General features: G+C 62.4%; 22 protein-coding genes and 1 tRNA gene. 17 read left to right on the top strand and 6 right to left on the bottom strand.

All coding sequences use genetic code 11. From position 1 onward, the window contains the following. Nucleotides 1–79: 79 nt before the first annotated feature. The 12 genes from NKI88_RS03160 to NKI88_RS03210 all read left to right on the top strand — a co-directional run bounded on the left by NKI88_RS03160 (nucleotide 80) and on the right by NKI88_RS03210 (nucleotide 9,906). On the top strand, nucleotides 80–1,378 hold the full coding sequence (locus tag NKI88_RS03160) for a tyrosine-type recombinase/integrase (RefSeq protein WP_352653710.1): 1,299 nt from the start codon (nucleotides 80–82) through the stop codon (nucleotides 1,376–1,378). Continuing rightward, entirely contained in the window at nucleotides 1,375–2,046 is a 672-nt protein-coding gene (locus NKI88_RS03165; RefSeq protein WP_352653711.1) for a hypothetical protein, read from the top strand. Before NKI88_RS03160 ends, NKI88_RS03165 begins: the two co-directional genes overlap by 4 nt. 103 nt (nucleotides 2,047–2,149) lie before the next feature. Next, nucleotides 2,150–2,446, top strand: coding sequence for a hypothetical protein (locus NKI88_RS03170; protein ID WP_352653712.1), 297 nt, complete (start codon nucleotides 2,150–2,152; stop codon nucleotides 2,444–2,446). 10 nt (nucleotides 2,447–2,456) lie between these two features. After that, nucleotides 2,457–2,948 (top strand): hypothetical protein, encoded by a 492-nt coding sequence (locus NKI88_RS03175; protein ID WP_352653713.1) that lies wholly within the window; start codon nucleotides 2,457–2,459, stop codon nucleotides 2,946–2,948. Next, nucleotides 2,924–4,996, top strand: coding sequence for an AAA family ATPase (locus NKI88_RS03180; protein WP_352653714.1), 2,073 nt, complete (start codon nucleotides 2,924–2,926; stop codon nucleotides 4,994–4,996). The genes NKI88_RS03175 and NKI88_RS03180 overlap by 25 nt, the downstream gene beginning before the upstream one ends. Nucleotides 4,997–5,461: 465 nt before the next feature. Further along, nucleotides 5,462–5,881: a hypothetical protein gene (locus NKI88_RS03185; protein WP_352653715.1), complete on the top strand. Its 420-nt coding sequence runs from the start codon at nucleotides 5,462–5,464 to the stop codon at nucleotides 5,879–5,881. A 28-nt stretch (nucleotides 5,882–5,909) separates the two neighbouring features. Beyond that, nucleotides 5,910–6,296 (top strand): hypothetical protein, encoded by a 387-nt coding sequence (locus tag NKI88_RS03190; protein WP_352653716.1) that lies wholly within the window; start codon nucleotides 5,910–5,912, stop codon nucleotides 6,294–6,296. Beyond that, the gene (locus tag NKI88_RS31815) at nucleotides 6,266–6,754 is read left to right on the top strand and encodes a DUF7689 domain-containing protein (protein ID WP_502909418.1); all 489 of its coding nucleotides are present in this window, start codon (nucleotides 6,266–6,268) and stop codon (nucleotides 6,752–6,754) included. The genes NKI88_RS03190 and NKI88_RS31815 overlap by 31 nt, the downstream gene beginning before the upstream one ends. A 227-nt stretch (nucleotides 6,755–6,981) precedes the next feature. Beyond that, nucleotides 6,982–7,233: a hypothetical protein gene (locus NKI88_RS03195; RefSeq protein ID WP_352653717.1), complete on the top strand. Its 252-nt coding sequence runs from the start codon at nucleotides 6,982–6,984 to the stop codon at nucleotides 7,231–7,233. Continuing rightward, nucleotides 7,230–7,634 (top strand): hypothetical protein, encoded by a 405-nt coding sequence (locus NKI88_RS03200; protein ID WP_352653718.1) that lies wholly within the window; start codon nucleotides 7,230–7,232, stop codon nucleotides 7,632–7,634. The genes NKI88_RS03195 and NKI88_RS03200 overlap by 4 nt, the downstream gene beginning before the upstream one ends. Beyond that, a complete protein-coding gene (locus NKI88_RS03205) occupies nucleotides 7,631–9,178 on the top strand; it encodes a terminase large subunit domain-containing protein (protein ID WP_352653719.1) in 1,548 nt (515 codons plus the stop codon). The genes NKI88_RS03200 and NKI88_RS03205 overlap by 4 nt, the downstream gene beginning before the upstream one ends. 11 nt (nucleotides 9,179–9,189) lie before the next feature. Further along, nucleotides 9,190–9,906, top strand: coding sequence for a hypothetical protein (locus NKI88_RS03210; protein WP_352653720.1), 717 nt, complete (start codon nucleotides 9,190–9,192; stop codon nucleotides 9,904–9,906). 169 nt (nucleotides 9,907–10,075) lie between these two features. Here the strand turns inward: NKI88_RS03210 and NKI88_RS03215 are convergent. From NKI88_RS03215 to phaC, 3 genes are all read right to left on the bottom strand, one after another. Beyond that, nucleotides 10,076–10,150 (bottom strand) — tRNA-Glu (locus NKI88_RS03215). Between the two features lie 324 nt (nucleotides 10,151–10,474). Further along, entirely contained in the window at nucleotides 10,475–11,596 is a 1,122-nt protein-coding gene (locus NKI88_RS03220; protein ID WP_023691126.1) for a YcbK family protein, read from the bottom strand. A 360-nt stretch (nucleotides 11,597–11,956) separates the two neighbouring features. Continuing rightward, the gene (gene phaC / locus NKI88_RS03225) at nucleotides 11,957–13,792 is read right to left on the bottom strand and encodes a class I poly(R)-hydroxyalkanoic acid synthase (RefSeq protein WP_023818132.1); all 1,836 of its coding nucleotides are present in this window, start codon (nucleotides 13,790–13,792) and stop codon (nucleotides 11,957–11,959) included. A 97-nt stretch (nucleotides 13,793–13,889) separates the two neighbouring features. Here phaC and NKI88_RS03230 point away from each other — a divergent pair, with 97 nt between their 5' ends. The 4 genes from NKI88_RS03230 to recJ all read left to right on the top strand — a co-directional run bounded on the left by NKI88_RS03230 (nucleotide 13,890) and on the right by recJ (nucleotide 19,007). After that, nucleotides 13,890–14,300, top strand: coding sequence for a hypothetical protein (locus tag NKI88_RS03230; protein ID WP_023744797.1), 411 nt, complete (start codon nucleotides 13,890–13,892; stop codon nucleotides 14,298–14,300). A 90-nt stretch (nucleotides 14,301–14,390) separates the two neighbouring features. Next, nucleotides 14,391–15,608: an LL-diaminopimelate aminotransferase gene (locus tag NKI88_RS03235; protein ID WP_023681615.1), complete on the top strand. Its 1,218-nt coding sequence runs from the start codon at nucleotides 14,391–14,393 to the stop codon at nucleotides 15,606–15,608. A 50-nt stretch (nucleotides 15,609–15,658) separates the two neighbouring features. Then, nucleotides 15,659–16,972, top strand: coding sequence for a homoserine dehydrogenase (locus NKI88_RS03240; protein ID WP_352653721.1), 1,314 nt, complete (start codon nucleotides 15,659–15,661; stop codon nucleotides 16,970–16,972). A gap of 250 nt (nucleotides 16,973–17,222) precedes the next feature. Next, nucleotides 17,223–19,007 carry a single-stranded-DNA-specific exonuclease RecJ gene (recJ, locus tag NKI88_RS03245; RefSeq protein WP_023701219.1) on the top strand — a complete coding sequence of 595 codons (1,785 nt, stop codon included), beginning with the start codon at nucleotides 17,223–17,225 and terminating at the stop codon, nucleotides 19,005–19,007. A gap of 15 nt (nucleotides 19,008–19,022) precedes the next feature. On the opposite strand, the gene NKI88_RS03250 is transcribed toward recJ, so the two are convergent. The 3 genes from NKI88_RS03250 to folE form a co-directional block, all read right to left on the bottom strand. Next, complete coding sequence (locus NKI88_RS03250; RefSeq protein WP_023667624.1) at nucleotides 19,023–19,994, bottom strand: patatin family protein; 972 nt, start codon at nucleotides 19,992–19,994, stop codon at nucleotides 19,023–19,025. A gap of 84 nt (nucleotides 19,995–20,078) precedes the next feature. Then, a complete protein-coding gene (hisI, locus tag NKI88_RS03255; protein ID WP_023695458.1) occupies nucleotides 20,079–20,537 on the bottom strand; it encodes a phosphoribosyl-AMP cyclohydrolase in 459 nt (152 codons plus the stop codon). Nucleotides 20,538–20,572: 35 nt separating this feature from the next. Beyond that, entirely contained in the window at nucleotides 20,573–21,208 is a 636-nt protein-coding gene (folE, locus tag NKI88_RS03260; protein ID WP_023710658.1) for a GTP cyclohydrolase I FolE, read from the bottom strand. Between the two features lie 241 nt (nucleotides 21,209–21,449). On the opposite strand from folE, the gene NKI88_RS03265 reads away from it, so the two are divergent. Then, entirely contained in the window at nucleotides 21,450–21,896 is a 447-nt protein-coding gene (locus NKI88_RS03265) for an iron-sulfur cluster assembly scaffold protein (protein WP_023710657.1), read from the top strand. Nucleotides 21,897–21,910: the final 14 nt, after the last annotated feature.

The raw sequence follows: 21,910 nt of genomic DNA on the forward strand, positions 1-21,910 counted from the left end.
CCCGTAGGGCCTAGCGCATGCCTGCTCCGCATATTACCCTATGTTAGCCCGGATCGGTGGGTGGACACAGGGGATTTCGATGGCAAAGACGGTAAGAGACGCAAAGCTTGAGACCAGAACTGCGCGGGAGCGGCTGCTCAGCGGCGAGACGGTTCACTGGCGCACGCTGGTACCCGGACAGCTTCATCTAGGCTATCGCAGGCGCAAGCCGGGAACGCCGGGCGTGTGGATGGCGCGGCGCTATGTCGGCAAGACCGCCGACACCAAGAGCGGCTATCTCAAGAACAGCCTCGGCCTAGCGGACGACTATCAGGACGCCGACGGCAGGGGCGTTCTTTCTTTCGCCGATGCGCAGCGCGCCGCACACGCCACCGCCGAGCAGGCAGCGACCCCCGTGGTGATCGGCTCGTCGATCACGGTGGCCGAAGCCGTCGAAGACTACATCAGGTTTCTTCGAGCCGAGCGTAAGACCGGCGACGAGGCCGAGCGCCGGGCGCGAGTTTTCATTCTGCCCGATCTGGGCTCTCTGAAGGTCGCCGACCTCGCACTGGCAAAGCTGGAGGTCTGGCGCGATAAGCTTGCGGCTGCCCCGGCAAGGCTTCGGACAAAACCGGGCAAGGATCAGCGCTATCGCGCCGCACCTGCCTCCCCGGACGAGGTGCGCGCGCGCCGCGCCACCGTCAACCGCACGGTGACCGTACTCAAGGCGGCGCTCAACCGAGCGTGTCGTAGGCATCCCGACATCGACGACCGTGCGTGGCGCTTACTTGAGCCGTTCGGAATGGTGGACGTGTCGCGGCCCGGACATCTTTCGGTCGTCGAGGCGCAACGCCTCATTAATGCTGCCGGCGCCGAGTCAGGCTTTCGCGATCTGGTGAAGGCAGCGCTGTTGACTGGCTGCCGATATGGCGAGCTATGCCGGCTGACCGTGGAAGACTTCGGCCGAGGGCGGCTGGCGGTGAGGGAGTCTAAGAGTGGAAAGCCGCGCGACGTCAGGCTGACGGAGGAAGGCACAGCATTCTTCCAAGCGCTCGCCGCTGGCAGGCCCGCCAGCCAGCTGGTGTTTCGCCGCGCCGACGGCGACGGGTGGGGCAAGTCGCATCAGGCACGGCCAATGCTAACGGCCTGCGCGGCGGCGAAGATTGTGCCGGCAGTCGGCTTCCACCAGCTGAGGCACACATGGGCCTCGCTGGCGGTGATGGCGGGTATGCCGCTAATGATGGTTGCCGAAAACCTTGGCCACGCCGACACGCGTATGGTGGAGAAGCACTACGGCCACCTGACCGAGGACTATCGCGACGAAATGATACGAAGCTTCGCGCCCCGCTTCGGCATAGTCGCGCCGGCCAACTTGGCGTCGCTGGATGCTGCGCGATGACGACACGGAAGATCGAAAAGTACACACTCGATTTCTCACAGCAGCCTCAGCCCGATGAGAGCTGGAGTCCGGCCGGGGTGGCGAGGCCAGATTGGGACTCGCCGAGCGAGCACTTTCTTGCGTGGTTCGAGCAGCAGGATCACGACTTTGCAGATGAGCAGGAGCTTGTGGCAGAAGCAGGGGACGACGTGCTCGACAATGCCCTGCACGGCATTCTGTGGCTGACCGCCGTCGAGAAGAGGGCGGTGCTCGACGGTTACCGAAATCACCTGTCGGGCGGGGCGGCAGGCTGGAAGGCGCTGCAGAGGGCGTTACGCTCCGGGGAGGCCTCTCAGGGCTTGGCTGTTGTTGTCGCTGGCCTGATAGAGCATGGAGCGTTCCACAAGACCTCGGCGCGGAAGAAGGTTAGCAAGAAGCTCGATCCAACCGAGACCAAGAACAGCATTAGTCTTTATAAGCGAATGCTACATCGTCTATTTCCGAAGAAATCCCCCAAGCTGATGAGAGAGAAGGCGGTGCAGCTTTTGGCCCATGCGAAGCGCGAGGCGGGCGAGTCGATTCAGGATGCGGAGGCTCGCGTGGAGAGCGCTTATCTCGCTGGCCGCACGCCCCTCAAGTTGCTGATCGAGGATGTTGAGAGGGCAGAGCTCGTAACCCCCGCGCCCTAAGCGCGCGGAGCTATTGGCCCCGGACCGCAGGGGTTATAACCGGCTTCTGGAAGTAAATCAGGAGCCATATATGCAAGATATACTCGATAATTCTGAGAGAAAGATGGAAGCGCTCAAGCTCGCGCTTCTTGAGAAGAGTTCGTACACTATAAACGAGTTTTGTCTCAGGAACAGCATGTCTGCGACTCTATTCCACAAGCTCATCGCGCAGGGGCTTGGCCCAAAGCCATACCGGGTTGGGGCCAAGGTGCTAATCACCGCAGAGGCCGAGCGTGAGTGGAAGCTGGCCATGCAGAACCCGACTGGCCGCGCGGCCGAGATCGCCGAGCGCAGCGCTGCAATGCTGAAGCGAAAGGCAACGGCGGCGCAGCAGGGCAGTCGCCCAGCTGACGCGCGTTGAGGGCGCCAACATGAAGATCATGTTTCCCCACTTCGCAAAGATTGGTCGTCGCTTTTACGGCGAAGTTGAATGCTTAACTTACGTCTTCCGATTGGAACCGCTAAGCGAGCCGAACCCTCCATTTATCGCATACAAACTGCTTACCGGAACGACCTTTGTGCCGATTGAGAGTGGGTCGCTGGCGCTGAGGCCTGAGGCACCGGTGGATCGACGGGATTACGAGACCAAGCGGCTGCACGAGGCTGTCTGGCGCTGTTCTGAGCGATCAATTATTTGGCGCAACGAGGCCGTGCCGCTAGACTTGGGCTGGCCTAGCGAATTCGAGAACGACAATGCTTGGGCAGCCATGCTCGCAGCGCAGGCAGACGACGTTGCCGTCCTTCAGAAGTCGGGATTGGACCCAGAAGCTGCCCTCGACGACGACTGGGTTCACGATCTTCGGCTTGATCGCCCTGCCGGCCGCCGCCCGTTCGTCACATGGAAGCCGGACGCGTCGCGGTGATGGGTAACCCTGTTCAAGATCAGCTTGGCGTATATGCCGGGCAATTGCTTCGGCGACTTGCCGGAGCAACTTCACACCATGGCACCTACGATGACCGTTCTGCCAAGCAGTCCCAGCCAGGCAAAAAGGTCGAGATCAAGGGATCGGCAAGAACCATCAAGTCAGGTGGCGCGACACTAGAGCTGTGGCGGCGGCACTTGGAAGGAAGCAGACCTCTCGGAATCTGCCCTCTGATGGAGGGTGACAGAGTTGCCTGGGGCGCGATTGACGTGGACGCGTACGACGCGGATCTGGCAGCCATCTTCGATGCTGTTGAGAAGGAGAAGCTTCCGCTGTGCGTCTGCCGATCAAAGTCTGGCGGCGCTCACCTGTTCCTCTTTCTGGAAGAACCGGTTTCAGCGTCGGAAATGCGTAGCGCGCTGAAGGGCATGGCCGCTCGGCTTGGAATGCCTTCTGCAACGGAGATATTTCCAAAGCAGAGCAAGGCAGAAGAAACACAGTGGCCTAGCTGGCTGAACATGCCGTATTTCGGCGGCGAAGAAACCAACCGGTACTGCGTCAAGAAGGGTGGCATGGTCATGACCACCTCGGAGTTCATCAACTGGGCCGACAAGAACGCGATAATGGCCGGCCAGATGTCCAACCTATGCAGGGCGGCTCCGTCAACGGCGCCGAGCTCTACAGCGCAAACTAGTGACTTCGAGCCATGGTTTGCCGTTGCCCTCCAGCGGCTCTCGAATGCTGAAATCGGCAAGGCTGACGACACGCTGATGGGCGTCGCGCGCGACATCGGACGCTGGGCATCGGAGATAGCCGTCGATGTCGACAATGCCGAGCATCGTGCCCGACAGTCGTGGCATAGGCGCGGCAAGAATGATGCCGATTTCGATGCCCAATGGCTTCGCAACATTACTGCCGGAATGCGCCTTGGGCAGCCACCACGAGCGATCAAGAACGGCGATGCGCCGCGCCTGACCCGCCTGTCTGAAGTTCCGGTAACGCAGGTCGAGTGGTTGTGGCCGAACAGGTTCGCGATAGGAAAGCTGTCGCTGCTGGCCGGCCATCCGGGCCTAGGCAAGTCCCAGCTGACAATGTTTCTAGCGGCGACGGTGAGCAACGGCGGCGAGTGGCCTTTCAGAGAAGGTTTTGCGGAGCAGGGGCGGACTCTTGTCCTGTCGGCCGAAGACGATGTCAGCGACACCCTCAAGCCTCGATTTCTTGCTGCCGGTGGCGATGCAGAGATGGTCGATGTTCTCGATGCGGTGAAGACAAGGACAGGCGAGCGCGGTTTCGACCTAAGCACCGATGTCGAGATGCTGGACCGAACTCTTGGCCAGCGAGGCGACTACCGGCTGGTGATCATCGACCCGATATCGGCCTATCTCGGCGGCAAGGTCGACAGCAACCGAAACTCCGATGTTCGTGGCGTTCTGGCCCCGGTCCAGAAGCTCGCCGAGCGGCACCGTGTTGCTGTGGTCTGCGTTTCGCACCTGATCAAGGCAGGCGGGCGCGAGGCCATAGGCAGCGTAACCGGAAGCGGCGCATTCGTGGCGGCCGCCCGGCTCGCCTGCATTGTGGCCAAGGAGATGGTCGAGGCTGAAGGCGAAGACGGCAAGATCGAGAAGGTCGAGACCGGTAGGCGGCTGCTCACGGTGGCGAAGAACAACATCGGTCCCGACGGCGCGGACCAATCGCTGGCCTTCAGGGTCGTGTCGCGAGACATAGGCAACGGAATATTCGCACCAGCAATCGAGTGGGACGAGCAGGTAAGCATCAGCGCCGATGCCGCCATCGGGTTCCAGGAACAGCCAAAGCCGGGCCGGCGACCATCGGCCATGGACGATGCAAAGGCGTTTCTGCGGCGAACTCTGAAGGGCGGCCGCATGCTTTCGGCGGAGCTGGACGCGGCGGCAGCCAACGAGGGTATATCGACCGGCACGCTGAAGAACGCGAAGAAGGCCGTCGGCGTGATTTCGAACAAGGAGAACGCCAGCGCCGGCCGCTGGTGGTGCTTTATGCCGGGAATGCAGGAGGAGCTTCCTCTCTAGGGCCGGAAGGCGGTAAGAACTACCCTGGACAAATATTCTTACCTTCTTTAGCGGCTTTACCCCCTTGTTTAGAGGCTAAAGACGATAAGGCGGTAAGAAGCTAAACGCCCGCACCTTACCGCCTTCCCGGTATCGTGGGACGGGCGCGCCGCACCAAACCGCGCGGTCAGCCGTGCCGCCCGCTGCCAGCCCCGCCAGCGCTTGCGCGCGACGGGCAGGGTAAAGGGGGTTGGGAGAGACGCTTCAGCGGGGTTGGCAGGCCCGCAGCGTCCTTGGCACCGTTATCTGAGGCTCTATTATTAGCACTTCGCAAAGATCAATCGTTATACTATGCATGGGGCACTGGTCGCCTCCCGTCAGATTCGAGTCGCGTTGGATCAATCGTGCACATTTGACAATCTCGCGAAAAACCTACTTTTACGGACTGAGCTCTACCTAAAGACCCGTAGGATGGAAGGATGGCCAATGGCGAAGGCAACTGCTAGAGGACGGCCGGTCCCGGAAGCGACTGCCAAAGCGAATGATGAAGTTGTCGTCTTCGAATACATCAAAAGCGCCTATTTCCGGGTCATACACGCTGACGGCGCGATTGGAGCGGTGACGCCAGAAGGGAATATTCACTTTTCACTGTTCAGCAATCGGCCAGCAATACCGCGCCTAGAGGTCTATGCGAAGAATGCCGACGGAACACTTGGGGACCTCGTCCCAGAGCACACCGTTGTCAGAGCTGGTATAATCCGAGAAATGGATGTGGATGTGATAATTAATCCTGCCACTGCTCAGGCGCTGGTGAACTGGCTCAATGCAAATTTAGCAATTATCGCCGATAGAGAATCGAAAATAGGGGCAAAGGCAAGTGTTCGGAAAAACAAGCGCAGCAACTAGCAATGACGGAGGAGACTACTCGATACTCGTGTCGGAAGTTGCTTCAACTTCTAAGCGGCGATCGGTAGGCAGTAAGTCGGTGGCGTTCAGTGCTCTGAAGCGGGTTCCAGTAGGAGCAAGTGAGACAATTGCTCAACGATTTCAGCAGCTTGCTGACTCGTGGGTTCGCGAAACGCGCTTTACTAACTCAATGGACGATATCGTAAGTAATAAATCGCTCCAGCAAATCATCAATCTAGGAAGTGTGGTTGTACCATTGATCCTCAAGGACCTTGAAAGGGAACCCAAACACTGGTTCTATGCTTTGCAAATTCTCACGGGCGCCAATCCAGTGTCTCGAAATGATGCTGGCAATATGCAGAAGATGGCTGCAGCTTGGCTACAATGGGGTCGCGAAAAGGGCATCGAATTCTGAACCACTATGATCTCCTAAATACGTTTCCCGGCCTAGCCGTCGAAGGATACGTTAAAACCAGTTGTCCTACGCCTGACTACAATTGCATAGCTTGGGCAGTTCATGACAACACCAATTGGTGGTGGCCAGTCGGGATCGGACCGAATGGGAACGTAGCCTATTGGCCGCGCCATGCACCTAACAAACTGACCATCAAAGCCTTTATCAAGGCATTCAAAAGTCGAGGTTTCAGGGAAGTCGCGGGCGACACGATCGCCCATGAACCTGGCTATGAGAAGATCGCCATATATGCAGATGGGGTTAAGCCTACGCATGCCGCGCGCCAGCTTGGCGACGGAACTTGGACACATAAGCTTGGCCAGGACCTTGATTTGACAGCCTCCCTTACGGCATTGGAAGGCCGCATTTATGGCAAGGTCGTTGGGGTGCTCAGGCGGAGGCTTCCAGACCCAAACTGAGACTTTAGGCTCAAAAGCCGATATGCTTTGCGGGTTGAGCGCTCTAAGCTATCCGCCGTATCAGGGCGGAATCCGTTTACCCGCGCTAACCCGAAAAGGCCAGCAAACTTAAGGCGTTAGCTGGCATCCCAGCTTATAATACGCTCCGACAGGGTAATATCGGAGCAAATATGCGCCCTAAAAGGCAGGCCTATACCCGTAAGACGCCACCCCCACCGGCCCCGACTATGCCGCCGGACAACGGTGGCTTCAAGACGACCGGCGTAACGCTGGCCGATGTCATTCGCATCAGGTCGAGGGTCGGATCGGGCATCTTCCGCGACGGGATGACGGTCGGCGACTTTCTTCGAGCCGTGCACAGCCGGCAGCAGGGCATCCAGCAGCTCGCCCGATGCCAGAAGGCAGGCATCATCGGCTTCGAGGAGGCATCGCTGGAGAGCGAGCTCGACGAGGCCGCAAAGCCGGATGCGCTGCCGTGAGGAACGATCTGCGCTCATCGGTCGTGATGTCGGCACCGACTGAGCGCACCCGCGTTACGAACGGGCACAGCCTGCTTCCCGGCCTCGACGGCCGCACCTACTGGGCGCGGCGAGTGCGAGAGGTCATGGCCCTGCACATCTCGGACCTTGGCGGTGCCGATGCCTGCTCCGAGGCCGAGAAGAGCGTCGTCCGCCGCATTTCCGTGCTGACCATCGAGATGGAGAAGCTGGAGCGGCGGTTTGCCAACGCCGCGCCGGACCAAATCTCGCATCCCGACCTCGACATGTACCAGCGCGGCGCCAACACCCTGCGCCGCCTGCTTGACATGACAGGGCTCCAGCGCCGGTCGCGCGACATTACCCCGACCCTCGACCAATACCTGAGCGGAGGCAGCCAGTGAGCACCGCTCCCCTGAGCATCCTAGCAGCGTCGGCCGACCCCAACCTGTTCGGCAGATGGTTTCGCCGCCGAGAGACTTGGGAGGTCTGGTTCGCCTTCCTTGCGGCCCTGTTCGGCCTGCCGATGGAGGAGGAGCAGGCGGCCCTTTACCGGCACCACACCGGCCGCACCGCGCTGCCCACAGCTGCCTCGTCCGAGGCGTGGCTGGTAGTCGGCCGGCGCGGCGGCAAGAGCTTCGTCATGGCGCTGGTGGCCGTGTACCTGGCCTGCTTCCGCCAGTACCATCAGTACCTTCAGCCAGGGGAGCGCGCCACGATCCTTGTGATCGCCGCCGATAGGAAGCAGGCGCGCACCATCATGCGCTACGTCGACGGCCTGCTGAACAACATCCCGCTTCTCAAGTCCAAGGTGGAGAACCAGACCACCGAGTCCGTCGACCTGAACAATGCCGTCACCATAGAGGTCGGCACGGCCTCGCACCGGTCGACACGCGGCTACACCTTCGCGGCTGTGCTGTGCGACGAGATTGCCTTCTGGCGGACCGACGACAGCGCAGAGCCCGACTATGCCATTCTCGACGCCATTCGCCCCGGTATGGCCACGATACCGGGTGCCATGCTGATCTGCGCCTCCAGCCCCTACGCCCGGCGCGGGGCGCTGTGGGATGCCTTCCGGCGCCACTGGGCGGCCGAGGGCGCGCCGCTGGTCTGGCGCGCCGCTACCCGCGAGATGAACCCATCGGTGCCGCAGTCGCTGATCGACGAGGCGACGGAGCGCGATGCCGCATCGGCCCGCGCCGAGTACATGGCCGAGTTCCGTGCCGACATGGAGATGCTGCTTACCCGCGAAGCCGTCGCCGCATGCGTCTCCCCCGGCATCCGCGAGCGCGGCCCTACGCGCCGGCACAGGTACTTTGCCTTTGTCGATCCGTCCGGCGGCAGCGCCGACAGCATGACGCTGGCCATAGCCCACTGCGAGGGCGAGGACGTGATCCTCGACGCGGTGAGGGAGACTGTCCCGCCATTCTCGCCCGAGGCGGTCGTTGCCGAGTTTGCGCAGCTGATCCATTCCTACGGCGCCAGCGAGGTGACCGGCGACCGCTACGGCGGCGAGTTCCCCCGCGAGCTCTTTCGGCGCCACGGCATCAGCTACCGGCTGGCCGACATGACCCGCTCGGAGCTGTACCTTTCGCTGGTGCCGGCAATGAACTCCGGCAGGGCAAGCCTGCTCGACCTGCGAAAGCTGGAAGAACAGCTTGTAGGCCTGGAGCGGCGCACCAGCCGGGGAGGCCGAGACATCGTCGACCACGCACCCGGCGCTCACGACGACATTGCCAACGCGGTGGCGGGCGCTGTCGTCGGCGCGCTGGGCGTCGCCTCCCGGCCACGGGCGGCAACAGGATCGGTCGGCTACGACGGGGTCCTTCACTTCAAGGCGGCCGAGTCGCCCGGCCGGTCGTGGCATCGCGGGCCGGGTATCAGCGCGGTCGACGGCAAGCCCATCGTCGCCAAGCAGCTGCCGCCACTCAGGCTTCACGTCAACTAGGAGATAGATCCATGCCAGCACCAATGAAGGACAGGGACAACGTTCCCGTCAGCATCCACGAGGAGATGATCGCCCGGCACTATGCTCGCGATCCGCAGACGAAGGAGGTCGTCGGAGATCCAACAATCGGCATCATGCACGACGCTATGCAGGCCGCGCGGATCGCCACCGAGAAGGCCAAGCGGATCGCCGCTGCCGTTATGGCGAACGAGATGGTCACGGTTCCGGCGCGCCACCGAGAGGTAAAGGACAAGGGCTGGCGCGCCGTGGAGCCGGGGCTGCGCCAGCTGGACGCCGCAAGGGCGGCTGCCGTCAAGGAGATCGACCGGCTGGCAGCGCTGACCAGCGCGCCGCCCCGGCCCACCACCCCAGTCGACGTCATGCTCGCCAGCGAGGTGCGCGCCCGGTTTGCCTCGATGACCGACAAGCAGCGCGCCGCCGCGCTGGTCGCCGCAGTTGCCGACGACACTGTGGTCGCCGCCGTGCTCAATGGTCCGGCCATGCTCTCCGGCATCACTGCCGAGACGATGGAGATGCTTCGGCATCGGTGGCGCGCGGAGCGCCACGGCCCGGACATCGACCGGATGCAGCGGCTGGGCCGCGCCGTCGAGGACATCGACCGGGCCGGACAGCTGATCGTCAGGTTCTACACCGGCCTGAGCAACAGCGAGATTGTCGAGCGGGCCGAGGCGTCCGAGCGGGCGGTGCAGGAGGCTCTCCGCGCCTGACAGAACGCAGCAGCCGGGGCTTCTCCTACCCCGACAGCGCGATGCGGGCCGTCCGGTGTCACTGACGGCCCGCCCGCGATTCGCCCGCCATATTACCCCGTAGTTAGCCCGCCGTGCTGGCGCCGAATTCCGGCCGTGTTCTAACTACCTGTTATCGCTTGGAAAAACCTGGTACGCCCAAGGGGAATCGAACCCCTGTTACCGCCGTGAAAGGGCGGTGTCCTAACCGCTAGACGATGGGCGCGCTCAGACGAAGCGGCTTATAATTGCGTTGTTGCCAACCGGCAACCCATCAGCCGCCAGATGCGGAAACTTTTTTCAAGAGGGGCGAAAACGGCCAGTTTGGTGAGCAAGCGCAGGTTTTCTGGCCTCGCGTCGTTGCACATCTTTGGACGAATGCGCCGCGCAGTCGTCATCCTCGCGTCTGCGCTGCGTCGCTGCGCTCCTTGCTTCGCCATAAGATGACGAAGTCGCGGGTGCCTCGGCTAATCTCGAACGTCGCTGATAGGTAATCGGAAAAAACGGCGGGCTGCTAACAGCCCCTCGGCCCGTTTGCCGAATGGGGATGCTACCCCCGCCGGCGGCAGCGCCAGTTCCAGTCGCGCTCGGGGCCGACGTCGACGTGAACGGATTCGGTATGGCAGTAGGTGCCGACGCCACCGCGGCCGGGCATGGTTCGGATGTAGCTCGCCAGTTCCCATTTGGAGACGCCGGGAACCTGGATGTCGGCGGCGGCGCAATACATGTGCAGCGAATTCTTGGCGCCGTTGGCGCGCCGGTTGCGGGCCGGGTCGCGGTAGCCTGATGTGACCATCATCTTGCGGCCGTAATGGCCTTCGATGGTCTTCAGCACACGCACCAGCGACGGCTTCAGGCAGGCGACGTCGACGCTCTCGTTTTGCTTCAACAGGCCGTTGGGCGCCAGCCGGGCGAGGCCGGCGGCGGAAGCCACCTGATAGGCGCCGCCCGAACCCTCGTCCTCGTTCAGGTCGACGTCGCTTTCGTCGTCGAGGCCGGATTTGCGCTTGATCTCGAACAGCGCCGTCTGGCGCACGCCGGGCAAGGCATCGCTGCCGGTGATGTGGTTGCTCTCGTTGCCAAGCGAGGCAAGCTGCAAGGGCTTGTCGGCCGAACTGGCTGAGGCCAACGTGATGATCGGCTTTGCCGGGGCGGCCTTCTGGGCAGCAACCGCAGGCTGTTCGCCCGAGCGCGAGTTGACCAGCGGAGCAGGTGCCGCCGAGGTTGGCGTGGTGCTGAACAGTGAGGCCAGGAAGCCCTTCTTCGGCGTGTCGATCTGCTGGGGCGCGGCGGTCACGTAGACCTCGCCGGGCGCGGGTGCCGCGGCAGTCGGTTTCGGCGCGGTCACGCCGGCATCGGCGGCGGCGATCTTCTGCGCCACGGCGTCCGTTGCGGCCGCGGTCTGTGCTGACTGCTGCAGCGACTGCGGCGTCTGGCCGACAATGGTTTCGGAGCCGGCGGGAACATTGACCGGGAAGCCGGTGCCGGGCTTGGCCACCGGCACATAGGCGACCTGCTCGGGCAGTGTCGCATCGCCCGCTGCCGTCATCATCATCTGCGGCCCGGTGGATGTGACCTGCACGGTCGAATCGCCCGGCGCCGCAGGGCTGGCGCCGGAAGCCGCGGCGATGTCAGAAGCGGTCGCGTTGTAGCCAGGCATGCCGACGGACATTGTGGGGTCGCCAGCGGAGGTGCAGGACGCCAGAAGCACGGAGAAAAGCGCTGCCGCTATAGTGCGACCTTCTCTCCCCGCGAGACGCGATCCTACTGATTTCAAAACTAAATTCCCCCTCGGTGTCCGGTCGGCATGCTATTGGTGCGGCGTCGAAACGTTCACATCCAATAACCTTGTGTTCCCAAACCGGAAACGAGACTTGTGTCAATTCTGCAAGCCTCTGAATTATTTGCTCGTTGGAGGCCAATTGAGGCTTCTTGAAGGTTGACGACACCATTTCGCCCCGTTTTGCCGGCTCGTCAACTCACCAGACATTACATTCCGTTACACACAGGCACCTGCAAAAGGTGCCGGCCGTTACACACGCACCTTCACATAGGTGCCGGGGGCATCACCCAGGGTTTTCATGTGCTTGCCCGGTTTGCGGGCCGGAACGAGGGTGTCGTCCTGGGTCTCGATCCAGTGCTGCCAATGCGTCCACCAGGAGCCGGGATGCTCCACCGCGGAGGCGAGCCACTGGTCAAAATCGCCTGTCGGTTTGCCGCCGGTCCAGTACTGGTATTTCTTGGCTGCCGGCGGGTTGACGACACCGGCAATGTGGCCGGAACCAGCCATCACAAACTCGACGTCACCGCCGAAATATTGCGAGCCGAGAAACACGGAAAGGGCCGGCGCGATGTGATCTTCCTTCGACGCCAGGTTGTAAACCGGGATGGTGACGTCGGCCAGCGACAAAGTGCGGCCGGCGAGTTCCATCACGCCACGCGTCAGATTGTTCTCGAGATAACAGTTGCGCAGGTAGAAGGAGTGGTTGGCGGCCGCCATGCGGGTGGAATCGGCGTTCCAGTAGAGCAGGTCGAAGGGAAGGGGATCCTTGCCGCGCATGTAATTGTTGATGACATAAGGCCAGATCAGGTCGCCCGAGCGCAGCATGTTGAAGGCGGTCGCCATCTTGGTGCCGTCGAGGTAGCCCTTTTCGTTCATCGATTTCTCGACCGCTGCCACCTGGTCCTCGTCGACGAAGACTTTCAGGTCGCCGGCATGGGTGAAGTCGACCTGCGTGGTGAAGAAGGTCGCCGATTTGATGCGGTTGTCGCCTTCCTGTGCCAGCAGTGCGAGTGCGGCCGCCAGCAGCGTGCCGCCGACGCAATAGCCGATGGCGTTGACCTCTTTCTCGCCGGTCGCCTTCTCGATCGTGTCGAGGCCGTATTGCAGGCCCTCCCGTATGTAAGCTTCCCAGCCCTTGGCGCCGTGCCGCTCGTCGGGATTGATCCAGGAGATGACGAACACGGTATGGCCTTGCTCGATCGCCCAGCGGATGAAGGACTTTTGCGGGTTGAGATCGAGGATGTAGAACTTGTTGATCCAGGGCGGGCAGATCAGCAGCGGGCGCTTGAGCACCGTCTCCGTCGTCGGATCGTACTGGATGATTTCGGCGACATCGCTGCGGCCGACCACCTTGCCGGGAGATGTCGCGACGTTCTTGCCGATCTCGAAGGGCGAATAGTCAGCTTGTCTCAGCTTCAGGTCGCCCTTGCCGGCGGCGATGTCTTCGGCCAGCATCTTCATGCCGCGCACCAGGTTTTCTCCATTCGAGGCGACGGTTTCTCGAAACAGCTCCGGATTGGTCAGGATGAAGTTCGACGGCGAGATGGCATTGGACACCTGCTTGACGTAGAAGCTCGCCTTGTGGCGGGTGTGGTCGTCGAGGCCTTCGGCGTGCTCGACCAGGTCGGCCGCCCAGCGCGAGGTGACGAGATAGGCCTGTTTGAGGAAATCGAAGAAAGCGTTGCGACCCCATTCGGGGTCTTGAAAACGCTTGTCGCCGCGCTCGGGCTTGACCGCATCGTCCGGCGCTTCAGCATTCGGGCTAACCTTCTGGATGGCGTTGCCCCAGACCGTCATGTAGCCGGCGAACAGTCGCGTCTGCGCTTCCAGCGCGCGTTGCGGGTCGGCCAGCCAATATTCGCTGAGCTTGGAAAAGGTTTTGACCATGTCGACCACGGGTTCGGCGACATGATCGCGCACCTCGCCTTTTTCGCGCGGCTCGGCCCAGGCGGAGGCGGCTTTGCCGGCCTGTTCGACCATACGCGCCATGTTCAACGCGAAGCGTTCCGGGTCTTTCACCAGATATTGCTCGACGGTCGAAGATTGATCATCTTCCGCTTTGCTCGAATCAGGTGTTTTGGACATGGCTCGCGGGGTTCCTCCCGAGGCGTTTTCTTGACATATTATCATGGGACATCTGACCGGGTCCAATGCGCTGTACCCCGGCTGCCAGGAAAACAATATGACGATTAACACCGGCGAGACCATTTTTTCGGGGGCAGGCCGCTTTTGCCGCATCGCGGTTGCAATCGCCTGTCTGGCGCCAGGGCTGCTGGCGGCAAGTGGCTGCACGAGCGCCAACACCGGCAACGGGATGAATGTCGGCCTGACCCAGGGCGCGCAGGACACCGGCTCTTATCCCAATCTCAACATCCCGCCGCAGGTGGCGGCAAGGCAACTCACCCCTGAGGAGACGCAGGCCAAGCTTGCCCAGTTGAAGGGCGAACAGCAGGGGCAAGTGGCCAAGGGCGGCGGCGGTGCCCCGTCCACCAGCCCGGCGGCGCTGAACTCGCTGGCGAAGAACCATGGCAAGGACACGCTGAAGCAGATCGAAGCCAAATGCGATCCCGCCCTCGACCCTACCTGCAAATAAGGCTATATCGCGCGCCGAAAGCGGTCTTTGCCAAAGGCGCCTAGCCAAGCCAACTGTGCTGAAGCCAATCTTAAATCGTCTGGAACTGACATGGAAGAATTTCACAAGGTCCGCCGGCTTCCGCCCTACGTGTTCGAGCAGGTCAACCGGCTGAAGGCCAGCGCCCGTTCGCGCGGCGCCGACATTATCGACCTTGGCATGGGCAATCCGGACCTGCCGACGCCGAAGGCGATCGTCGACAAATTGTGCGAAGTGGTGCGCGATCCGCGCACGCATCGCTATTCCTCCTCCCGCGGCATCCCAGGTCTGCGCCGCGCCCAGGCCGCCTATTATCAGCGCCGCTTCGGCGTGAAGCTCAATCCCGACACGCAGGTGGTGGCGACGCTCGGTTCGAAGGAAGGCTTCGCCAATATGGCGCAGGCGATCACCGCGCCGGGCGACGTGATCCTGTGCCCCAACCCGACCTATCCGATCCATGCTTTCGGCTTCATCATGTCGGGCGGCGTCATCCGTTCGCTGCAGGTCGAGCCGGATGACGGCTTCATCCCGGCGCTCGAGCGCGGTGTCCGTCATTCGATCCCGAAGCCGCTGGCATTGATCCTCAACTATCCGTCGAACCCGACGGCGCTGGTCGCCTCGCTCGATTTCTACAAGGACGTGGTCGCCTTCGCCAAGAAGAACGACATCATCATCCTGTCGGACCTTGCCTATTCGGAGATCTATTTCGACGGCAATCCGCCGCCTTCGGTGCTGCAGGTGCCGGGCGCCATCGATGTCTGCGTCGAGTTCACCTCGATGTCGAAGACCTTCTCCATGCCTGGCTGGCGCATGGGCTTCGCCGTCGGCAATGAGCGGCTGATCTCGGCGTTGACGCGGGTGAAGTCCTATCTCGATTACGGCGCCTTCACGCCGATCCAGGTGGCGGCGGCGCATGCGCTGAATGGCGACGGCGCCGACATCGCCGAAGTTCGCGAGGTCTATTTGAAGCGCCGCGACGTCATGGTCGATGCCTTCAGCCGCGCCGGCTGGACCATTCCGGCACCGGCTGCCTCGATGTTCGCCTGGGCGCCGATCCCGGAGCCGTTCAAGCATCTCGGCTCGCTTGAGTTTTCCAAGCTCCTGATCGAGCACGCCGACGTGGCGGTGGCGCCGGGCATCGGCTTTGGCGAGCATGGCGACGATCATGTCCGCATCGCGCTGGTCGAGAACGAGCACCGGATCCGGCAGGCGGCGCGCAACATCAAGCGCTTCCTGGCGTCCAGCGCCAAGCAGCCGAACAATGTGGTGCCGCTCGCCGCGCATCGCTAAAGTCGCCGCACATCTTATTCGAGCAGATTTTTTGAGGGGCGTCGCCGGGCATGGCTGAAGCGTTGCGTGTTGGAATTGCGGGTCTGGGTACGGTTGGCGCCTCGGTGGCGCGCGTGCTGCGCGACAAGGCAGCGGAACTGACGCGCCAGTGCGGACGCGATGTCATCGTCACCGCTGTTTCGGCTCGCAATGCCAAGCGCGACCGTGGCGTCGACCTCAGCGCCGCCAAATGGTTCGATGATCCGGTGAAGATGGCGCAGACCGCCGACATCGACGTCTTTGTCGAGTTGATCGGCGGCGATGAAGGCCCGGCGCGTTCGTCGGTCAAGGCAGCACTTGAGGCTGGGCGCCACGTCGTCACCGCCAACAAGGCGCTGTTGGCCAAGCACGGCGTGGCGCTTGCCGAAATCGCCGAGAAGAAGGGCGTGCTGCTCAACTACGAGGCGGCAGTTGCCGGCGGCATCCCGGTCATCAAGACGATGCGCGAGGCGATGGCCGGCAATTCGGTCACCCGCGTCTTCGGCATCCTGAACGGCACCTGCAACTACATCCTGACCCGCATGGAGGCCGAGGGCATCTCCTTCGACGAGTGCCTGAAGGACGCGCAACGGCTGGGCTACGCCGAAGCCGATCCGACTTTCGATATCGAGGGCCATGACACGGCGCATAAATTGTCGATCCTGACCAGCCTGGCCTTCGGCACCAGGATCGCCGCCAACGACATCTACATGGAAGGCATTTCCAATATCAGCCAGGCCGATATCCGCGCTGCCGCCGATCTCGGCTACCGGATAAAACTGCTCGGTGTCGCGCAGCGCACCGACAGCGGCATCGAGCAGCGCGTGCACCCGACCATGGTGCCGACCGCGTCGGTGATCGCACAGGTGCATGGCGTGACCAATGCAGTGGCCATCGAAACCGACATTCTGGGCGAACTGCTGCTCTCCGGCCCGGGCGCCGGCGGCAACGCCACCGCGTCCGCCGTGGTCGGCGATATCGCCGACATCGCAAAGAGCCGGCCGGGCTTCCAGCACGGTCCGGTGTTCGGCCTGCCGGCCAAGGAACTGCGCCCCTACAAGAAGGCGCAGATGCGCAGCCATGCCGGCGGCTATTTCATCCGGCTGACCGTGCACGACCGCATCGGTGTCTTTGCCGCGATCGCCAAGCGCATGGCCGACAATGATATTTCGCTGGAATCGATCGTCCAGCATGCCGTCAGCGGCGAGACGGACGCGCAAAAGACGGTGATCCTGGTCACCCACGAGACCACGGAAGCAGCCGTGCGCAAGGCTGTCGACGGCATCACCAAGGACGGCCACCTCACAGACAAGCCGCAGGTTATTCGCATCGAGCGTGCGGGCTAAGCCAAGTCATTTTTCTCCTTTAACCGATTGATGCTGCTGCTGAAAAGTGGTTCAGACGCCATAATGCTCTATCTTTTTGATTTGGAGCCGGATTGAGATTTCAGGTCGAACCCACCAATCATCATCGGGCTCGGGCGGAGGCGTGAGCCGCGAGATCAAGGCGCGTCACCAGGATGTGGAAAAGTTTTGAGACTTTCCTGTTTAGCCGTCGCATATTGCCGGAAATGACAATCTATAGATTACGCCTCCTATGACGGGCGACAAACGCTTCTTCCTCGATGTCAGGCAGTCGGCGACCGGTGTTTCCTGGGAACACCGGTTGAGCGAGCGGCAGGACATGACTGCGCTCGCCATAGCGCAGGGCCACGGCGTGCCCGACATTGTGGCGCGCGTGCTCGCCGGGCGGGGCGTCACCGCGGACCAGGCCGAGCGCTTCCTCGATCCGACGATCCGCAATCTGTTGCCGGATCCGGCTTCGCTGACCGACATGGGCAAGGCTGCGACCCGCATCGCCGAAGCGGTCATGGCCAAGGAGAAGGTGGCAATCTTCGGCGACTACGATGTCGACGGCGCCGCCTCTTCGGCGTTGCTCAAACGCTTCCTGACGCATTTCTTGGTGCCTTCGGAGATCTACATTCCCGACCGCATCTTCGAGGGCTACGGCCCCAATCCGGAGGCTATGCGCGAACTGGTCTCGCGCGGCGCGACGCTGATCGTCACCGTCGATTGCGGCACCAACAGCGCTGTCTCCATTGATGCCGCCAAGGCCGCAGGCGCCGATGTGGTGGTGCTCGACCACCATCAGGTCGGCGGCCCGCTGCCGGAGGCGACCGCGGTCGTCAATCCCAATCGCGAGGACGACCTTTCCGGGCAAGGCCATCTGTGCGCCGCCGGTGTCGTCTTCCTCACTCTGGTGCAGACGGCGAGGGTCCTGCGCAGCCGATTGCCCGACGCAGCGCCACCGGACCTGTTGTCGTTGCTCGACTTGGCGGCGCTGGCCACGGTTTGCGATGTGGTGCCGCTCATCGGCGTGAACCGCGCTTTCGTCGTCAAGGGACTACAGATGGCGCGGCAGCAGAAGAATGAGGGGCTCGCCACACTGGCGCGGGTGTCCCGCATTGGTGAGCCGATAAGCACCTTTCATCTCGCCTATCTGATTGGGCCGCGCATCAATGCCGGCGGCCGCATCGGCGATGCAGCACTTGGCAGCCGGCTGCTCGCCACCGACGATCCGGTTGAGGCCAGGACCATTGCCGAGACACTCGACCGGCTCAACCAGGAACGCCAGCAGATGGAGCTGGAGATGCTGGCAGCGGCGCGCGCCGAGGCTGACGCCGAACTTGCCGGCGGCAACGGGCCGGCCATCATCGTCACCGCCAGCACCAATTGGCATCCCGGCATTGTCGGCTTGATCGCCTCGCGGCTGAAGGACCATGCGCGGCGGCCGGCCTTCGCCATCGCCTTCAACGCCAATGGCATCGGCACCGGCTCCGGCCGTTCGGTGTCGGGCTTCGATCTCGGACGGCTGGTGCGCGCAGCCGCCGATGCCGGGCTGATCGTCAAGGGCGGCGGCCACGGCATGGCCGCCGGCATCACGGTGGAACGCGCCAAGCTCGGCGAACTCCGTGCTTTCTTCGAGGAGCGCGCGGCGGCCGAAGTGTTCCGGCTGCAGGACGAAGAAAGTCTGGCCGTCGACGGCGCGCTCGCCGCCGAGGGCGCGACGATTGCTTTGCTCGATGCACTGGAAAAGGCCGGGCCTTTCGGCGCCGGCCATGTCGCGCCGGTGTTCGCGCTGCCGCGCCATCGGCTGGCCGACGCGCGGGCCGTCGGCACCAACCACATCCGGGCCGATCTGCAGTCGGAAAGCGGCGGCCGCATCCAGGGCATCGCCTTTCGATCCGTCGATACCGCGCTGGGCGAATTCCTGTTCAAGAACAGGGGCAACACGATCCATGTAGCCGGCTCGCTGTCGGGGAATTATTGGAACGGCAACCGCACGGTGCAGTTCCGCATCACCGATGCAGCCAAAGCCTGACATTGCCGAATTGGTTTAAGCGAGAACCGTCTGCAGCCGCTTCAACTCGCTGATCTGCGCCATCGTCGCCTGGTAACCGACGCTGATCGCCTCATCCGCGCGGTGGAATTCGGTCAAGCCGATATGGCTGAGTTTCGGTTGCAGCGACATGTCGGGCGGATCGCCCGCCAGCCTTGCGCGTGAAATCCGGTCCTGGATGATGTTGAAAGCTTCGACCATGACGCCGGTGATGCCGAGACGGCTCTGGTGCGGCTGGTGGTCGGGGCTGGCCTGGCCTGGCCGGGGCGCGTCCTTCTCGATGAGCAGTTCGCCGGCGCTGTGCTTGATGACGGCGGCGCGGCCGAACAGATCGTAGTGAAGGTTGACCGCGACGACCAGCGGCTGCTCGTAGGCGCGGCAGACCGAAACCGGAACCGGGTTGACCAGCGCGCCGTCGACCAGAATGCGGCCGTTGCAATTCACCGGTTCGAACACGCCGGGCAGCGCATAGGAAGCCCGCATCGCGGTGATCAGCGAACCGCTGGACAGCCAGATCTCATGGCCGGTGCGAATTTCGGCGCCAACGGCGACGAAGGGTTTCGTCAGATCCTCGAAGCGGATGCCTGCCATGTGCTCGCGCAGCCTGACGTCCAGTTTCATGCCGCCGAACAGGCCGCTGCCGCGCAGATTGAGATCGAGCAGGCCGAAGATGCGCCGCTTGGTCAGGCTGCGGGCGAACTCCTCGAGTTCGTCCAGCTTGCCGGCGAGATAGCAGCCGCCAACCAGCGCGCCGATCGAGGTGCCGGCGATCATTGAGACTTCGATGCCGGCTTCGTCGAGCGCGCGCAGCACGCCAATGTGCGCCCAGCCGCGTGCGCAGCCGCCGCCCAGCGCGAGCGAAATGCCTGTCTTGCCCGCGGGTTGCGGGTCAGGCACGCCGCCGGACGATGAGGGGCCATTGGCCTCCCGCACGTCCGGTCTGCTACGCAATGACGCCCACTCGAGCATCATGATCTCCCTTGTCCCGCGTCCGTTCTACAGGAAGGACGTTTGAGAATAGTGAATATGAGTGGTTTGCGACTGTTGAATGGTTCACGCGGGCTTCCGATAGGTTTTTTCCGCATCGAACAGCGGCGTGCTGCCATCGTCGGCAAGCGTTGCCTTGCCGCCGATTAGCCCCACCGTCCGATAAAAACATGAACGCCGGCCGGTGTGACAAGTTGCGTCGTGGCCCAACACTTTGACGCGCAACCATATGGCGTCCTGGTCACAATCCGTGAGCATCTCGACGACGGTCTGAAAATTGCCTGATGTTTCGCCCTTCTTCCACAGCGTGCTGCGCGAGCGCGACCAGTAGTGCGCGATGCCGGTTTCGAGCGTCAGCGCCAGCGCCTCGGCATTCATATGCGCGACCATCAGCAGCATACCGTCAGCGGCGTCAGTGACGACGACGGTGACCAGCCCGGCAGCATCGAAACGCGGGGAAAACACCGCGCCTTCTTCGAGGGCCTTCTTGTCTGATGGAGCCTTGGGAAATGTTAGTGCCGACATCGCCGGTCCTTGATCTAGCGATGCCGGCGAGGGGCTTACGCCCCGAGGCCGCGCACCATGGTGACGAAACGGACCTGTTCCTCGGGCGTGTCCTTGAACACGCCGGTGAAGGTCGAGGTCAGCGTGGTGGAGCCCTGCTTGCGGATGCCGCGCATGGCCATGCACATATGCTCAGCCTCGATCATGACGGCGACACCGCGCGGATTGAGCACGTCCTGGATGACGCCGGCGATCTGTGCGGTCATGGCCTCCTGGGTCTGCAGGCGATGGGCGAAGATATCGACCACACGGGCAATCTTGGACAGGCCGACGACCTTGCCGTCCGGGAGGTAGCCGACATGCGCCTTGCCGATGATCGGCACCATGTGGTGCTCGCAATGCGAGTGGAACTGGATGTCCCTGACGATGACGAGATCGTCATAGCCGGCTACTTCCTCGAAGGTGCGGCCGAGTTCTTCGGCCGGGCACATGTCATAGCCGTTGAACATTTCGAGAAAGGCCTTGGTGACGCGCTTGGGCGTGTCGATCAGGCCCTCGCGGTCCGGATTGTCGCCGGTCCAGCGCAACAGCGTGCGCACGGCGGCCTCGACCTCGGCTTCGCTCGGCCTGTCGGTGACCGGCCTGTCCAGATAGTCGGAAGGGGGCATGATTTTCTTGATGACGGCATCCATAAAGGCGTCTCCCGTAGTTCCTCTCTCAGGAGGAACGAGTTGAACGGACCACGACCTTTCGGGTGCTGAAAACTCGCCCGGTTTCCAGCCCGCAAGCGGCGTGAACGAAATGGGCAAGGACGATGGCTCTTCGTTGCCTTGTCGATACCCGACTGCCAGCATTATATATGGTCGTGCGCAGCGAATGAAAGACGTCACAGCGGCAATCGCTGTTCGCTTGGCGGCGACGGATTGGAAAAATATGATTGACGACGTCTACAATGCGAAAATTCTGGGTTTTGCCGGAAACATCGCCCGCATAGGCCGGCTCGATCATCCGGATGCGAGCGCCAAGGCTCATTCCAAATTGTGCGGCTCGACGGTAACCGTCGACCTCAAGATGGACAATGGCGTCGTCACCGATTTCGCTCATGACGTGAAGGCCTGCGCCCTCGGCCAGGCTTCGTCCTCGATCATGGCTCAACATGTCATCGGCGCCAGCGCCGACGAATTGCGGGCGGTGCGCGACACCGTGCTGAAGATGCTCAAGGAAAACGGCGCGCCGCCGCAAGGCCGCTTTGCCGATCTGAGATATCTGGAGCCGGTGCGCGACTACAAGGCGCGCCATGCCTCGACCATGCTGACCTTCGATGCGGTCGTTGACGCCATCGGCCAGATCGAGAAGAAGCGCGCGGAAGAGGCGGCGTGACCCTTGCCATTTGA

Source organism: Mesorhizobium sp. M0317 (assembly GCF_040321555.1).
Taxonomy (GTDB): Bacteria; Pseudomonadota; Alphaproteobacteria; order Rhizobiales; family Rhizobiaceae; genus Mesorhizobium.

What these genes read in the sequence shown, in the direction of transcription:
- NKI88_RS03160 (WP_352653710.1), top strand. Translation starts at nt 80, where the DNA reads ATGGCAAAGACGGTAAGAGACGCAAAGCTTGAGACCAGAACTGCGCGG.
- NKI88_RS03165 (WP_352653711.1), top strand. Translation starts at nt 1,375, where the DNA reads ATGACGACACGGAAGATCGAAAAGTACACACTCGATTTCTCACAGCAG.
- NKI88_RS03170 (WP_352653712.1), top strand. Translation starts at nt 2,150, where the DNA reads ATGGAAGCGCTCAAGCTCGCGCTTCTTGAGAAGAGTTCGTACACTATA.
- NKI88_RS03175 (WP_352653713.1), top strand. Translation starts at nt 2,457, where the DNA reads ATGAAGATCATGTTTCCCCACTTCGCAAAGATTGGTCGTCGCTTTTAC.
- NKI88_RS03180 (WP_352653714.1), top strand. Translation starts at nt 2,924, where the DNA reads ATGGAAGCCGGACGCGTCGCGGTGATGGGTAACCCTGTTCAAGATCAG.
- NKI88_RS03185 (WP_352653715.1), top strand. Translation starts at nt 5,462, where the DNA reads ATGGCGAAGGCAACTGCTAGAGGACGGCCGGTCCCGGAAGCGACTGCC.
- NKI88_RS31815 (WP_502909418.1), top strand. Translation starts at nt 6,266, where the DNA reads ATGGGGTCGCGAAAAGGGCATCGAATTCTGAACCACTATGATCTCCTA.
- NKI88_RS03195 (WP_352653717.1), top strand. Translation starts at nt 6,982, where the DNA reads ATGCCGCCGGACAACGGTGGCTTCAAGACGACCGGCGTAACGCTGGCC.
- NKI88_RS03210 (WP_352653720.1), top strand. Translation starts at nt 9,190, where the DNA reads ATGCCAGCACCAATGAAGGACAGGGACAACGTTCCCGTCAGCATCCAC.
- NKI88_RS03220 (WP_023691126.1), bottom strand. Translation starts at nt 11,596, where the DNA reads ATGTCCGTCGGCATGCCTGGCTACAACGCGACCGCTTCTGACATCGCC.
- phaC (WP_023818132.1), bottom strand. Translation starts at nt 13,792, where the DNA reads ATGTCCAAAACACCTGATTCGAGCAAAGCGGAAGATGATCAATCTTCG.
- NKI88_RS03230 (WP_023744797.1), top strand. Translation starts at nt 13,890, where the DNA reads ATGACGATTAACACCGGCGAGACCATTTTTTCGGGGGCAGGCCGCTTT.
- NKI88_RS03235 (WP_023681615.1), top strand. Translation starts at nt 14,391, where the DNA reads ATGGAAGAATTTCACAAGGTCCGCCGGCTTCCGCCCTACGTGTTCGAG.
- NKI88_RS03240 (WP_352653721.1), top strand. Translation starts at nt 15,659, where the DNA reads ATGGCTGAAGCGTTGCGTGTTGGAATTGCGGGTCTGGGTACGGTTGGC.
- recJ (WP_023701219.1), top strand. Translation starts at nt 17,223, where the DNA reads ATGACGGGCGACAAACGCTTCTTCCTCGATGTCAGGCAGTCGGCGACC.
- NKI88_RS03250 (WP_023667624.1), bottom strand. Translation starts at nt 19,994, where the DNA reads ATGCTCGAGTGGGCGTCATTGCGTAGCAGACCGGACGTGCGGGAGGCC.
- hisI (WP_023695458.1), bottom strand. Translation starts at nt 20,537, where the DNA reads ATGTCGGCACTAACATTTCCCAAGGCTCCATCAGACAAGAAGGCCCTC.
- folE (WP_023710658.1), bottom strand. Translation starts at nt 21,208, where the DNA reads ATGGATGCCGTCATCAAGAAAATCATGCCCCCTTCCGACTATCTGGAC.
- NKI88_RS03265 (WP_023710657.1), top strand. Translation starts at nt 21,450, where the DNA reads ATGATTGACGACGTCTACAATGCGAAAATTCTGGGTTTTGCCGGAAAC.